The sequence below is a fragment of the Paenibacillus motobuensis genome, from assembly GCF_039521865.1.
Classification (GTDB): Bacteria; Bacillota; Bacilli; order Paenibacillales; family Paenibacillaceae; genus Fontibacillus; species Fontibacillus motobuensis.
Genome location: NZ_BAAACX010000027.1, coordinates 87978 through 102421, shown reverse-complemented (window position 1 = coordinate 102421; position 14444 = coordinate 87978). Strand labels below are relative to the sequence as shown.

At 47.3% G+C, this 14444-nt stretch carries 12 protein-coding genes and 1 pseudogene; 7 read left to right on the top strand and 6 right to left on the bottom strand.

Going from position 1 to position 14444, the window contains the following annotated elements; all coding sequences use genetic code 11:
- Positions 1 to 44 precede the first annotated feature (44 nt).
- Both ABD014_RS23600 and ABD014_RS23595 read right to left on the bottom strand, forming a co-directional pair.
- Positions 45 to 1337 carry a DUF4179 domain-containing protein gene (locus ABD014_RS23600; protein ID WP_343865516.1) on the bottom strand — a complete coding sequence of 431 codons (1293 nt, stop codon included), beginning with the start codon at positions 1335 to 1337 and terminating at the stop codon, positions 45 to 47.
- Positions 1330 to 1902 (bottom strand): sigma-70 family RNA polymerase sigma factor, encoded by a 573-nt coding sequence (locus ABD014_RS23595; protein ID WP_343865514.1) that lies wholly within the window; start codon positions 1900 to 1902, stop codon positions 1330 to 1332. The genes ABD014_RS23600 and ABD014_RS23595 overlap by 8 nt, the downstream gene beginning before the upstream one ends.
- A gap of 157 nt (positions 1903 to 2059) precedes the next feature.
- On the opposite strand from ABD014_RS23595, the gene ABD014_RS23590 reads away from it, so the two are divergent.
- Entirely contained in the window at positions 2060 to 2386 is a 327-nt protein-coding gene (locus ABD014_RS23590) for a DUF3889 domain-containing protein (protein ID WP_343865512.1), read from the top strand.
- A 1000-nt stretch (positions 2387 to 3386) separates the two neighbouring features.
- Positions 3387 to 5108: pseudogene (thrS, locus tag ABD014_RS23585) on the top strand (threonine--tRNA ligase); the annotation flags it as partial.
- A gap of 537 nt (positions 5109 to 5645) precedes the next feature.
- Here the strand turns inward: thrS and ABD014_RS23580 are convergent.
- Positions 5646 to 7124 (bottom strand): MFS transporter, encoded by a 1479-nt coding sequence (locus ABD014_RS23580; RefSeq protein ID WP_343865508.1) that lies wholly within the window; start codon positions 7122 to 7124, stop codon positions 5646 to 5648.
- A 149-nt stretch (positions 7125 to 7273) separates the two neighbouring features.
- On the opposite strand from ABD014_RS23580, the gene ABD014_RS23575 reads away from it, so the two are divergent.
- From ABD014_RS23575 to ABD014_RS23565, 3 genes are all read left to right on the top strand, one after another.
- Positions 7274 to 7699, top strand: coding sequence for a MarR family winged helix-turn-helix transcriptional regulator (locus tag ABD014_RS23575; RefSeq protein ID WP_343865506.1), 426 nt, complete (start codon positions 7274 to 7276; stop codon positions 7697 to 7699).
- Between the two features lie 128 nt (positions 7700 to 7827).
- A complete protein-coding gene (gene panE, locus ABD014_RS23570) occupies positions 7828 to 8748 on the top strand; it encodes a 2-dehydropantoate 2-reductase (protein ID WP_343865504.1) in 921 nt (306 codons plus the stop codon).
- Between the two features lie 39 nt (positions 8749 to 8787).
- Positions 8788 to 9621 (top strand): class I SAM-dependent methyltransferase, encoded by an 834-nt coding sequence (locus ABD014_RS23565; protein WP_343865502.1) that lies wholly within the window; start codon positions 8788 to 8790, stop codon positions 9619 to 9621.
- Between the two features lie 274 nt (positions 9622 to 9895).
- Here ABD014_RS23565 and ABD014_RS23560 read toward each other — a convergent pair whose 3' ends face one another.
- Both ABD014_RS23560 and ABD014_RS23555 read right to left on the bottom strand, forming a co-directional pair.
- Positions 9896 to 11410: an aminotransferase class V-fold PLP-dependent enzyme gene (locus ABD014_RS23560; protein WP_343865500.1), complete on the bottom strand. Its 1515-nt coding sequence runs from the start codon at positions 11408 to 11410 to the stop codon at positions 9896 to 9898.
- 354 nt (positions 11411 to 11764) lie between these two features.
- Entirely contained in the window at positions 11765 to 12241 is a 477-nt protein-coding gene (locus tag ABD014_RS23555; RefSeq protein ID WP_343865498.1) for a DsrE/DsrF/DrsH-like family protein, read from the bottom strand.
- A gap of 144 nt (positions 12242 to 12385) precedes the next feature.
- Here ABD014_RS23555 and ABD014_RS23550 point away from each other — a divergent pair, with 144 nt between their 5' ends.
- Positions 12386 to 12940 (top strand): hypothetical protein, encoded by a 555-nt coding sequence (locus tag ABD014_RS23550; RefSeq protein ID WP_343865496.1) that lies wholly within the window; start codon positions 12386 to 12388, stop codon positions 12938 to 12940.
- An 80-nt stretch (positions 12941 to 13020) separates the two neighbouring features.
- Positions 13021 to 13194, top strand: a complete 174-nt coding sequence (locus ABD014_RS23545) for a hypothetical protein (RefSeq protein WP_251415859.1) — start codon at positions 13021 to 13023, stop codon at positions 13192 to 13194.
- A 118-nt stretch (positions 13195 to 13312) separates the two neighbouring features.
- Here ABD014_RS23545 and ABD014_RS23540 read toward each other — a convergent pair whose 3' ends face one another.
- Positions 13313 to 14311, bottom strand: coding sequence for a ketoacyl-ACP synthase III (locus tag ABD014_RS23540; protein ID WP_343865491.1), 999 nt, complete (start codon positions 14309 to 14311; stop codon positions 13313 to 13315).
- Positions 14312 to 14444 lie beyond the last annotated feature (133 nt).

Here is a 14444-nt window from a genome sequence, read left to right as displayed (position 1 = left end):
TTTATAATTAGGGACACTCGGCCCGGCTTTCTTTCTCCGTATAATCATTTTACGGGAATCTCGATCGTTTTATTGTAGTCTTTCATATAGTGCATTCCCTTGATCAGCAGATATTCCGGCATATTCTTGGTTTTAAATAGCAGGGTGCGCTGTTTCAGCAATGTCCCATCGGCCTGCTTAACGAGATCCTGTCTGACCGTCGTTTGTAATGGCGTATTCTCACCTTGAGTCTCAATAGATACGCCATCCAGCATGATATCGTCTTCTGTGGCGATTGTAATCTCAACCTGGTCGGAGGTGACGGATACATCCTTAATCCACAAATTCTCCTCACCCAGTTTGAATGGATCAGTAACTACATTTGCCAGTGACAGCTTCTTATCCAAGGATTGATATCCTACAAAATGGTCCATGATGAGCTCCAAGCTTTGAATCTGTTGCGGAAGAGCATCATAACGGATTTCGAAGCTGATTTTGCTACCATATGAAGATTGGCTTCCGCTGCCTTTGATCGGGATTTCAATTCCGTTCGCTCTTAACTCAATCTCGTCCAGTGCGTTAGGAATACGGTCATAATTGTCCACCCGCATGGTTCCTCTGACAACCGTTTGTGTTGGCGTAGCTGTGATCGATTGAAATGTCAGTGAGCCCTGGTCCACCTTGAGCGTCTTATTGATGGATTGCCTTAACTGCGTCTGCAGCGCTTGATTCGGATTGTATGGAAAAGTAAGGGTTCCTGGCGACATTTGCTCGGCTGAATAAGGCATTTGCATATAATGCAAAGTTAATTTCTTGGCAAAGGGATTCACACTGTCAAAGGTGATGATGCCTTTAATCTCGGTCTGCTCCTCGTTCATGACCGATGTTCCGCTTGCTGGGTAGGATTTCGTCAAGAAACCGTTGATAGAATCTAATCTGATTGGCTCATGGCTCTGATCCAGTCCATGTGGATTATACAGGGTATAATACATTACCAGCTGATTTGCATCCGCAATAATACCGTTGATGGTGAAATCCGTTCCGTCCTTCAGCGAGATCTTCTCCTCCATGCTCTGTCCCATACCTTTATCATTAAGCTGCTTCAAAGTATCTCCCATCAGCTCATCGAATCCAAATAGCTGCCTGCCGTAATACGCAAGTGCATTATAGTTCGATCCGAAAATCGCAGCGATGAGAATAAGGATAGCCGCGGCCTTCCAAATGGGTGCGATGCGCTTCGACTTTCTGGAGGGAGCTGCATCCAAGGTTGCTCTTAATCGGTTTTTCAGCTCCTTTGGTGCTTTCTCATTTTCAAGTCGCTGCTTCTCCACAGCCAATTGCTCTTCGATGTTATTCATTCTGCTCACCTCCACGATATTCTCTGAGTCTTTTCAATCCTTGGGAGATTCTTGACTTGACGGTCCCAATCGGTACCTGAGTTATATCTGCAATCGTCTGGTAATCGAGGTCATGCAAATATCTCAACTGGATCGCTTCTTTTTGCTGCTCATTGATTTGGAGCAATAAAGTTTGAATGTCCATTTGCCGTTCACTATTCAAGTATGGATCATTGGCTTCAGCGGAATTTATCCTGTGGGGATTTGACCCCAGTTCATGATGATTGACATGCTCAGACTCCCACTCATCAACCAGTACCAGTTTGCTTCGTTTGCGAAGCAACCCCTTGCAGCTATTAGCAAGGATCGTCTTACTCCAGCTATAGAAGGATTCTTCGCTCTTAAGCTGCTCGATCTTCTCGTATAGGATCAGAATCATGTCCTCCATGGCATCCATCGCGTCATGGGCATTCCCCATATAGGTTAGGGCGAGCTGATAGTATGTATCCTCCTCAGCCATAATGAGCTGTAGTAATGCTTCTTTATTTCCCTTTTTGGCTTTCTTCACCAAACGTACTGTCTTCATGCCTTCACCTCTCTTATATAAGAGTTATAAGGAGTGCAAAAAGTTCATTCTTCTATAAATTTTGCTTGATGATGCCCTCGAGTGGCTATAGAATATTTGCACTTCATCGAAGAGATATTAGTAGTATCCATAGATTACACTAAGGAGATGCGCTAAATTGAGATTACCGACTAGAATGATACGGACTATGGTCAGCTTAGTTGTGGTGGGGACATTATGCATTGGAATGATGGGCGCGGGTGCAGCCCCGGAATATGCCAAATGGGGCCAGATTGCGGTCAAAGAGACCCAGCAACGTTACCAAGCCGATATTATAGATTATTTGCATGTAGGCCGGACGTATCTGTCCGCCAATAAGGCTGAGGAGAAATTCAAGCTGTGGATCAGAACGAAGGACGGTAGCGAGTTCGGAGTCTATGTTTACCTTCAGTTCAACCCGGCTCATGATACGGAGTATACAATCCGTTATGAGAGGGTGGGATAAATGGCAGTTGACATTTCTAGCCGTGTTGCTTAGTATTGTTGTATCGCAAAAGCTTGAATCAAGGACAAGAATACTTATAGATGCCATGTCAGAGAACGGGGCCTTGGCTGAAAGCCCCTATGGAGGAAGTAAGGATTTACCACCTTGTAGCTGCAATTTTGAAATCACGCACGGGACCCACTGAAGGGTAGCAGCGTGAGTGTAAGGATTGCCGGGAATTCCCGTTACAGAAGTTATAAGGATTCGCTAAAGGTAAGATGTTAGTGGATTGAACTTGGGTGGAACCACGAGCGCGCTCGTCCCTATGCGGACAGTGGGCTTTTTTGATTTTTCACAAAAAGTAAGAGTTCAAAAAGCCTAGTTTTCAGCACCGAGAAGGTTGGATGAAGCTAGGGCGTGAGGAGCGTAGCGTACGTAACACTGGAAGGCCCGGGTGAATTCAAGATTCGATGCCGGAGTGGCTTCCTGAGTCACTTCGTGATCAAAATTTGACTTTCTGAACAACCACAAAAAAGCGATGATCAAGGACAATAATTTTTATGGATACCATGCCAGAGAACGGGGTCTTGGCTGAAAGCCCCTATGGAGGAAGTAAGGATTTACCGCCTTGTAGCTGCAATTTTGAAATCATGTTTATGCTAAGCGAGCGCCGTAATGATTGTCCCCAGTTGGGAGTTGGTCGTGGTGCAAGAGCAGCGGCATGAGTGTAAGGGTTGCCGGGAATTCCCGTTATAGAAGACATAAGGATTCGCTTGAATGTGCGAGTTCAAAAAGGCCGGTTTTCAGCACTAAGAACACATCCTGTTCTACATCGTGATCCAAAGTGGACTTTTTGAATTACCTCTTAGTGGATTGAATATGGGTGGAACCACGAGCGCGCTCGTCCCTATGCGGACAGTGCGCTTTTTTGTTCATATAAACAATAAATTTTAGGAGTGATATTAAAATGTGCAGTCCAATTTCGAAGCAAGTACTGGGAAGAAGATATGCTGCAATGCTGATGGCAAGAGCCGTTCAGCACCAGATTCAAGGCGTCAGACTGGGGATGTTTGCGGATACTCCGCAGGGCTTCTACTATGATTTTGACGCTGCGAGCCCAATTACTGAGGAGGATGTCGCAGAGATTGAACAGGATATGAAGCAGCTTGCTGCTCAGGATGAGCCTGCGAATTGCCGCCAATACTCCCGAATCGAGGCGATTCCGCTCTTCGAGGCAAGAGGGGAACACTGGAAGGTAGATTGGCTCAAAGAAGGGGCCATGGAGGAGCCGGTTTTTATTTTTGAGCAGGGTGGCTATGTGGATATTCTTCCAGGGGGTTGTGCAGCGGATTCTCGTGAGCATAATGAGGAATTAGCCCAGAGTGCTGCACGGGATTTGCTTCGTTCCAAGCCGTTCTTCAAGCTGTTGAATGTGTCCGGGGCCTATTGGCAGGGGGACAGCCAGAAGCCGATGCTGCAGCGCATTTATGGGGTAGCATTTGCAAGTAAGCGTGAACTTGATGAATATTTGAAGTGGCAGGAAGAAGCTCAGAAGCGGGATCACCGCAAGCTCGGCAAGCAGCTTCAACTGTTTATGTTTGCGGATGAAGCCCCCGGGATGCCGTTCTATCTGCCTAAAGGCACAGTGCTGCGTAATGAATTAGAGAGCTTGTCGCGGGAATATTTACTGAAGTACGGGTATGAGGAGGTTCGTACACCGTTCATGATGGATCGACATATGTGGGAGCAGTCCGGGCACTGGGATCATTATCGCGACAATATGTATTTCTCTGAGCTTGATCATCATCATTTTGCCGTTAAGCCGATGAACTGCCCAGGGCATATGTTGATGTACAGGAACAGCCTACATTCTTATAAAGATCTGCCGATCCGTTATGCCGAATTTGGTCAGGTTCACCGCCATGAATTCAGTGGCGCGTTAAATGGTCTGTTCCGGGTTAGAACTTTCTGTCAGGACGATGCACATATTTTTGTGGCGCCGGAACAGATTGAAGCGGAGATCATGCATACGATCGATCTGATCAAAGAGATCTACGGAATCTTCGGCTTCGAGTATTCGCTCGAGCTGTCGACTAGGCCGCTGGATTCGATGGGCAGTGATGAACAGTGGGAAGCAGCGGAAGATGCACTTCTGAAAGTGCTTGAAGCATCGGGACTGAAGTATAGTCTTAATCCCGAGGATGGCGCCTTCTACGGACCGAAGATTGATTTTCATATTAAGGATGCTCTAAATCGCAGTCACCAGTGCGGAACAATCCAGCTGGATTTTCAAATGCCGGAGAAGTTTGGGCTTTCCTATGTGGATGAGCAGAACAATAAGCAGACTCCGGTTGTCGTACACCGCGCAATATACGGTTCCATCGACCGTTTTCTCGGTATTTTGATTGAGCATTATGCTGGGGCCTTTCCAATTTGGCTGGCACCTGTGCAGGCCATCGTTATTCCGGTGGCTGATGCCCATGCTGCTTATGCCAATGAGCTGCGTGAACGTCTGATAGATGCAGGGATTCGGGCCGAGGTGGACTCGCGGGATGAGAAGCTTGGTTATAGAATCCGGGAGGCGCAAATGCAAAAGATCCCATACATGCTGGTCGTTGGCGATTCGGAGATCGACGCAGGAAATGTGCAGGTTCGCGCTTACGGACAGAAGGAGCAGGAGCAATATGAGCTTTATGCCTTCATTTCCATGATGAAGGGGAAAATAAATGAGCGTGCGCAGTAATCTGCATTCCTGGTAGCTAATCTTGTTGCGGCGGAGGATGAAACTGGACCGCGTGATAAAGACGATAGTGGGGAAGTTTGCAATAGGGGAGAGGGTAGAGGGGGCGTGATGCATTAGGGTTAGGCCTAACCCTAACCCTAAGTTTAACTCTAAGTCCAACCCAACCCCAATCCCAACCCAACCCCAACCCAACCCCAACCTGAGTTGAGGTAGAGTTGGATTGATAGAAACCAAAAACTGCAGAAATGCAGCTTTTCAGGCTCTAAAAAAGAGATTCAAAGAAAAAACCTGCAAAAATGCAGGCTTTCACTTTGGGATATCCATATATACCCAATTTCCGTTGTAAAAACTGTATATAAGCAGGAATTTTAGACAGACACAGATTTATCAACGAAATAACTGCATTTTTGCAGGTTTTTGCCTGCTCATTAGGAGCATTGCACGTAAAACGTGCTCCAGTCTACGTTAGATCATGGATCACACGTCATGCTGTCCAAGTTAGTTCACTAGTTATACGCCATACCCGCTAACTTACTCTTAATTCGAGTGGACAGCTTCATTTCGCGGCGAGCGTTTGGACGACCAGAGACGCCAGCCGGTCAGCAGAGCGGCTACAAGGCAGATCGTCGCTGACGTCTGGTAGACGACATGCATTCCGGCCAGAAAGATATCCGGGCGATCTGGAATCAACCCGGTTACACGATACCCCGCTTTATGGCTCATCACGCTGAACAGGGTAGAAGTTGCTACCGTGATCCCTACAACCATCCCGATATTGCGGACCAAGCCGTTAATGCTGCCAGCGATCCCAAGTTGTGTCCGTGGTACCTTGGACATCACGAGCGAGTTGTTCGGAGATTGGAATATCCCGCTGCCAAGTCCAAGCATAGCAATCCATAGCGATACGAACGCAATATGGCTGCCGTTGTGCAATGAAGCAAGGCCGAATTGGGCGATAACCATCACGATCAGACCGATGAAGGTTAGCAACTCCGAGCCAATCTTATCCGATAGGGTACCGCTAATCGGTGCGATGATGACCATGACAATCGGGAAGATCATCAGCAGGAACCCGGCTTGAGACGGAGACAGGTTAAGAATGCTCTGTGCATAGAAAGGCGCGATAATGTTGTAGCAGAAGTTCGCAACGAAGACGAGAAATCCGCACAAAATGCTCAACGAGAACAGCGGATTCTTAAAGAGCGATAGCTGAAGCAGCGGCTCCTGCTTATGCATCTGCACCCATATAAAGGCGATAAACACAACTACTGATGCGATTAATGAGGCTATGATACGGTAATCTCCGTAACCGACCTGTTGTCCAAGTAGTAGCCCGGAGAATAGGGCAAGGATAAATAGTGTGAATAACAGGTTGCCCGCCTTGTCGATCTTGACTTGCAGCTTTGTAAGATCCTGTGGCAGCGTCTTAGCACCAATGATAAAGGCGATGATCCCGATCGGAACATTCACCCAGAATATATACTCCCAACCAAGGCTGGAAATGATAATGCCGCCGAGACTTGGACCGGCAATACTGCCCAGTGATACGAAGGTTCCGATGAACCCGAGCGCCTTACCGCGTTCATTCGGGGGGAAGATGTCAGTAACAATCCCTTGATTGTTTGCCATCGTCATCGACGCACCAAGGGCCTGTATAAGCCGTGAGGCAATCAAGGTGGTCAAGCTGTGGCTTAATCCGCAGAACAGGGACCCGATCGTGAAAATAATCATGCCTAACTTGAATATTTTTATTTTGCCAACGATATCCCCGAGTTTGCCGAAGAATAGAATTGCCGCACAGATCATCATGAGGTAGCTGGTGACAACCCATTGTGTCTGGGCTACCGGCAAATCGAGCTGCTTCGATATGACAGGGAGGGCGATGTTGACGATGCTTCCGTCCAGAGTGGACATGAAGGTGAATAGATTAATGACGATCAGTATCAACCAGCGCCTCTTTTGTACCGCGGGATCATCCTGATACGTTTTTCTTACTATTTCTGGATTTGAACTCATGCTGATGACCTCACTTTATGATTGCAATATAAATTTGTTGCACGTACAACTAAATCACACATTCAAAGTGTACTCCAATTTAGTTGCGCCTGCAACAAAAATACGATAAAATTTTGGACATATATAAATCCCGTTATAGAAGGGCAAGGATGGACATGAACTCGATCGGCAAGTTGATATCTTTTATCAACCGCATCAATCAGAAGGAATTGGCCAACAAACTGAGAGATTATAATATAGGCGGCGGCGGGCACCATAGCTACCTGAAGACGATCCTAATGAATCCCGGATTGAATCAGGATCAGCTTACATGTGAAGTAAAGTTCGATAAGGCTACTACGACCCGTTGTATTAAGCAATTGGAGGAGGAGGGCTATGTCGAAAGGATCGTCGACGATAACGATCGAAGATCCTATCGATTATATCCGACCGCCAAGGCCAAGGAATTTGAGCCCGTGTTGATCTCAATTCTGGATGAGTCCAACAGGAGTCTAGCCGGGTGCTTGTCCGAGGAAGAGAAGGAACAACTTACAACACTGCTGCAGAAGGTGTATGACAACTACAATTCTCGCTAAGTAATATACACAAAATTGCTGCAGTCATGCATTGAAGCGAATTCGTCAATGAAGAGGATGGATTCGCTTTTTTCTTTTATTTAGTATAATTGGCTTAATATGATATAGGTCAGGAGATGAAGTGATCGATGCGGATATTAGTACTTGGCGCCGGAGGAGTCGGCGGCTATTTTGGCGGCCGATTAGTTGAACAAGGAGCAGATGTTACCTTTCTCGTAAGGGAGCACCGCAAGCAGCAGCTTGAACAAGAGGGATTAGTGATTCACAGTGTGCACGGCGATCTGACCTTGGAGCCGCGTGTTACCACTTCGCAAGATGAAGCGGAACCCTTTGATTTGATCCTGTTCTCGACGAAGGCCTACCATTTAGAGGGAGCTATGCAGGATGTCAAGCCGTTCGTAGGGGAGAATACGGTGATTCTACCTCTGCTGAACGGTGTGGCTCATATTCCGGAATTGCAGCGGGAGTTAGGTAAGGACAAGGTCATCGGCGGACTATGCTTCATCGAGACTACATTAAATGAGCAGGGTCATATTATTCAGACGAGCAAAGGGCACTATGTCCGATTCGGAGAGTTCGGGAATAGAGATACGGAAAGAATTCGGGCGATTGAAGAGGCTCTGAGCGGAACGAAAGCTTCATTTGTGCGGAGCTCTCATATCGAGCAAGATATTTGGCATAAATATTTGTATATTACTACCATTGCAGGCGTAACTACTCTGATGCGAGCCCCATTAGGTCCGATTCGGGACAGCGAGAATGGATATGAGTACATACGTGGTGTGTTCCAAGAGGGCGCGGCGATCATGAGGGCTCATGGTGCACCGCTCGATCCGGAGATCGTTGCTCAGCATATGGTCACGATGGAGAAGACGGGCTACACAATGAAAGCCTCTATGCTGCGAGACATGGAGAAGGGTCTAGCGATCGAGGGTCGTCATCTACACGGTTACTTACTCGATTTGGCTAAGGAGCATAAGATGGACGCTCCGTTGCTTGAGGTGATTTATCGCAACCTACGGGTCTATGAGATTATGCAGCAAGAGTAGTAGGCTCTAGCGAAAATATAGATTAATGGAGGAAATCACATGGTACCGGAGATTCCAAAGGGAAATATACAGAGTAATGTCGCGAGGTTCTCAGGGTTTGCAGATGTGTACGATAATTATCGTCCTGAAGCCCCTGAGATGGTTACCGAGATTTTGACTCAATACTTGCAGAGAGAACCAGAGCTGGTGATGGATTTAGGCTGCGGTACAGGGTTGTCGACTCTGGTCTGGAATGGGCGTGCGACGCGGATCATAGGGGTAGAGCCTAATGATGATATGCGAAGTGTAGCCACTGCCAAGCTTCAGCACTTCCCGGAGGGATCGTCTGCGATCAGCTTCGTTACCGGGTATTCCAATCAGCTTGATGCAGAGTCGGAAACGGTCGATGTTATTACCTGCTCGCAGTCATTTCATTGGATGGAACCCGTAAGTACATTGCGCGAGGCACACCGCGTTCTAAGGCCAGGAGGCGTATTCGCTGCTTACGACTGTGATTGGCCGCCGATGATCAGTTGGGAGCTGGAGAAGCAGTACATGGAATTGTATGATAAATGCGATGAGATTCTGGAGCGGGAGGCGACTGAGGAATCAAAGGCCGTTAAGCGGAACAAGAACGAGCATTTGCATAATTTACAGACCAGTGGGGCCTTCAGATATACAAGGGAGGTCGTATTTCACCATTGGGAGCTGTGCAATGCCGAGCGTTATGTTGGACTGGTGCTAAGCCAAGGCGGGTTGCAGAGCGTGATGAAGCTCGGCAGCACAGAGCTTGATGACGATATAGCTTTTTTTGGTGAACAGACAGATAAATATTTTAACGGCCATACGAAGGAAATTATGTTCAGTTACCGGATGCGTCTCGGTATAAAATAGGTTCAGGTACAAATAAGCCCGTTTTCAGCACCAAAGCTTATGCTTCCGATGTGCGTTTTTTCAAAACGCTTCAGTTGGATGAAGCTAGGGCCAGAGGAGCGGAGCTACACGTTTTCGTAGAAAACGACCTCGGAAGCATTTGCTTGTAGTTTGTACGTGAGCACCTGAAATGTTTCCGGAGGAAACATGACTTCGTAAGCATCTACTGAGGCCCGGGTGAATTCAAGATTCGATGCCGAGTTACTTCCTGATTCACTTCGTGATCAAAAGTGGATCAAATAAGTTCGAACATTGCTGCGACGTCCGGCATGAATTGCCCGTGTATATGAGACCAGTCATTGGTGAGCGGATTATAAATATAATCATGCCGCCAGGTCTCGATATGACGGGCTATTTCTGTTACGGCGTGAATAATATGGTCTACTTCCTGTATTGTCATAATCGGATGCAGTGATGTGCGTATCCAGCCGGGCTTGAAGGAGTAAGCTCCTCTAATGACACTCTGCTCAATTAGGTGAGAGAGCTCAGCGGTAATTCCAAGCAAGTAATGTCCATATGGACCAGCACAGGAACAGCCGCCGCGTGCCTGAATACCGAAGCGATCGCTCAGTAGCTTCACGACAAGATTGTAATGGTATCCTGGGAGTATCCATGAGACGATACCCAGTCGATCTTCGGACTCCGAATCCAATACGGAGACCCCGGGAATTCGCTTTAGCCCTTGGAGCAGGCGGACCGTCATTTGATGCTCGCGCGCTAGAATCAGCTCCGATCTCATTTGATCTTTTAGCTTCACACAAAGTGCGGTCTTGATGGCCTGAATGATTGGAGGGGTGCCGGCATCCTCGCGTCTCTCTACATTATGGACATAATGCTTCGTACCCCAAGGATTCACCCAATCGACGGTACCACCACCGACATGATCAGGAATTCGCTGGCTGTATAGAGAATTGTGCACAATCAATACACCACAGGTGCCAGGACCGCCAAGGAATTTATGCGGGGAGAAGAGGATGCCGTCCAGTTGCTCTAGCGGCTGCTCGGGATGCATATCAATCGGTACATAAGGAGCGGATGCGGCAAAATCGACAATACATATTCCACCATGTAGATGCATCACTTTAGCCAACTGATGATACGGCGTCATTCGTCCGGTTACATTGGAGCAGGCAGTGAATGCGCCAATCTTAAAATGGCGATGTCGATAAAGGCTGAGCGATCGCTCCAATTGGGCGGGGCTTACTTCTCCGTCTTCCCCGGGCTCAAGCACGACTACATCTCCAATCGTCTCCGCCCAAGAGATATGGTTGGAATGATGCTCCATATGACTGACGAAAATGATCGGACGATCTACCGCAGTAGGTCCAATAGAAGCGGCCTGCCACTCAGGCACCTTCAGACCAAGCAGGCGCTGCAATTTGTTAATGCCCGAGGTCATTCCTGATCCCGTCAGCATCAAGATGTCGTCAGGGCCGGCGTTCACATGCTGCTTGATCATTTGACGAGCCATTCTGTAGGCTTGGGATATCGTCTGGCCAGTCAGACTAGATTCGCTATGTGTATTAGCCATATAGGGACCGAACTGTTCGGCAATCGCCGCTTCAATCGGTTCGTACAGCCGTCCGCTTGCTGTCCAATCGGCATAGATCATCTTTTGCTTACCATAGGGAGTGGAATAAGGCTGCTGGATTCCGACCGTTTTGTGCCGGAAAGTGAGAAAATGCGCTTCAAGGGCCTCCGGATTTTTGACGTTAGTCGCATCAACTGTATGTGTTGCATTTTTCAACATAGTATTCGTTCCTCGCTCGTTTTCATTGATGACTCAGTATATGCAGTGGACAGCGGTGAAGGCGAATGCCTAGACCCGATTTTTTGTATTTTCCAAGAAAAAAGCGATACTCCCGTGTTGCGGGAATATCGCTTTGTTTGAAAAGTCCGGTTTTCAGCACCGAAGCTTATGCTTCCGATGTGCGTTTTTTCAAAACGCTTCAGTTGGATGAAGCTAGGGTCTGAGGAGCGGAGCTACATGTTTTCGTAGAAAACGACCTAGGATGATGAAATTCTATATCGCAAGAAAACCAACCTTTGAGCCGCGGTCGCTCATCCGTGAACTGACTTCAGGTTTTCTTATCAAAAGCGGAATCTAGATGAATAGCTGAATGTCAGATTCCAGGGCATCCCTTAAGTAGCTCTGGGCATCGACGATGTCAACGCCGGGAAGGAACTCTTCGGGTTTAAGGCCCATAATCTCAACGGATAGCTTGCAGGCGGAAAATTTAATGTTTTTCTTACGCGCGCCTTTTAAGAAATGAATGAGCTTCGGGGCCTCTTGATCCTCTATCATTTCTTCAAGCATCCATTTGCCCAATCCGCTGAAATTCATTTTCGATAATGGCAGCTGATCAGGACCTTTTGGCGTCGCCAGACTCATAATTTTTTCATAGAGTGATTTATCCTCTAAGGTCATCTTATCGGGATCTCTGATAAGGAACAGCCCCCAGAAGCTGAAGAACATCGTAACTTCAATATCCATATCATGCGCCGAATTGGCCAGAATCAGCCCGGCCATCGCTTTATCATACTCTCCGCTGAACATGAGCAGACTTATCTTCTTGCCCATCTTGATGCACCTTCTTCAATTGGAATGTTCATATTATGAGGCTATGAAGCGGGTTCTATGCTCTGTTCACATATTGTTAGACTTACGGGCTCTGCAACCTTTCCGCAGATGTACTACGTCCTTAACAATAAAAGGAGGGACTCGATGAAGAAGATAGGGTTAGTTCTGTTCATACTGATGCTTCTGAATCCCTTATATACGCAGCAGACATCGGCCTTATCATGTGCCGAGTTATCCAGCGTTCCCGAAGCGTATCGGAGGTACGACGGCGTAGTCATCGGTCGGGTGGAGAGCATCCGAGGGAAGCGGGAGGACAATCAGATCAAGCTGACGATTACGAGAAGTTTCAAGGGAATTACAGAAGAGAAGTTGGTCATTTTCGAGGACAAGACATGGGGAGCTATATCGGGGCCAAGCGTTCTTCACGAAGAGTATCTGTTCTTTCTTACTTACAAAGAGGGGAAAGGCTGGCAGAATCCGCTATGTTCACCAACGAAGAAGACTGCCGATATTACCGGTGAGGAATCCGCTTTTCTCGATGCTAGAGAACTGAAGCTTGTAGACCCTGGAGGCATGGGGGCGGTGGCAGGTTTACCGGTTCATATCAATAGGTCTTTTGTCTTGTGGGGCTCTGTCTTTGCTGTAGTCATACTGGGAATTTCCGGGTATTATCTATGGATAAACAGAGGCAGATCATAGACAAATCCTTACCAAGTTGAATATTTCCTCTTATTATTGTGGAAAATAGAGGAAACGGCTTCTTGGAAAGGAGGATTAGGATGGATATTTCAATGGGCGCCGATGAGGTCATTAACCGCATCAAGCAGCTGCAGAGTAATGGAGAGCCTATCAGCAAGAAGCAGGTGAAGCAGCAGAACCCTGAGTTGATGAGAAGCGCATTGTACTATTTTCCAAGTTGGGAACATGCTTTGAAGAATGCAGATATTTCGTAGTTCACGATCATCCATGCTAACACAGAAAGGTGAATCATGTGCAGATAAATAACGAGATGAATAATTAAACCGGTGAAATTGTGCAATAGCCCAACTCACCGGTTTTTTGTCGTTATTATTATACGCGGGGAACGCCCCATTTGATAATCTGGCCGCTATGAGTAAGTCCACCCCCGAAGCCATAAAGTAACATCGTATCCCCGTAATTCAAGCGTCCTTCTTGTACCCCAAGGTCGAGCGCCAACGGAATGGAAGCGGCTGAGGTGTTGCCGTAGTACTCCATGCTGTACAATGTCCGCTCCAGCGGAATGCCGGATTTGTCGCAGATAGAATCAATCATACGCAGATTCGCGCTATGCGGAACGAACCAGTCAATGTCATCCACATTCATATTGGCTTGCTCTAGAAGCTGCTTAACGCCTGCGGATACGGTTTGTACTGCCCATTTATATACTTCCCGCCCGTTCTGTACCATCTTTCCATCCCCGGCAAGCTCTGTTCCTTTGAATGTATGAGACAAGCCTGAGCGATATACATGGATACCGCCTTCGCCGTTCGTGCCTTGAACAGAGGAGATGAATCCAGGATGGGAATCGTCGTATTCAACGAGCACCGCACCGGCCCCGTCCCCAAACAGAATGCAGGTGGAGCGGTCGGTATAGTCGGTCACCTTGGATAGTGTCTCACCGGCGACGACGAGAATTTTCTTGTGAAGGCCGGATGTTATTAATCCGTTGGCCAGATGCAGACCATATACGAATCCAGCGCAAGTCGCATTTAAGTCGAATGCACCAGTGCGACTTATCCCGAAATAATCCTGAATCTTACAGGCTACACTCGGAAATGGGTAATCTGGGGTTGTCGTTGCCACAATAACCATGTCGACATCGTCCAGACTTTTGTTATAACGCTCTGCCAGATTCTGCACCGCCTTCATGCACAGATCCGAGGTGAATTCGCGCTCCGCGGCGATCCGACGTTCCTTCATGCCGGTTCTTTGTACGATCCATTCATCATTTGTGTCAACTAGCTTAGATAAGTCATCATTCGTCAGCCGCTGTTCGGGAACATGAGTACCAATAGCCGTTATACGTGCTTGAGAGAACTGAGCTTTCATGAAATCACCTCTTTTTTTCTTTATTATAACATCAAGTATTAGTATCTGGTACTAAAATATGCAGAAGCTTTGTTTTTCATTCATCTAATTTAGGTTTACAGCGATATTCCTGGTTGACGCAGAGAGCAAAACA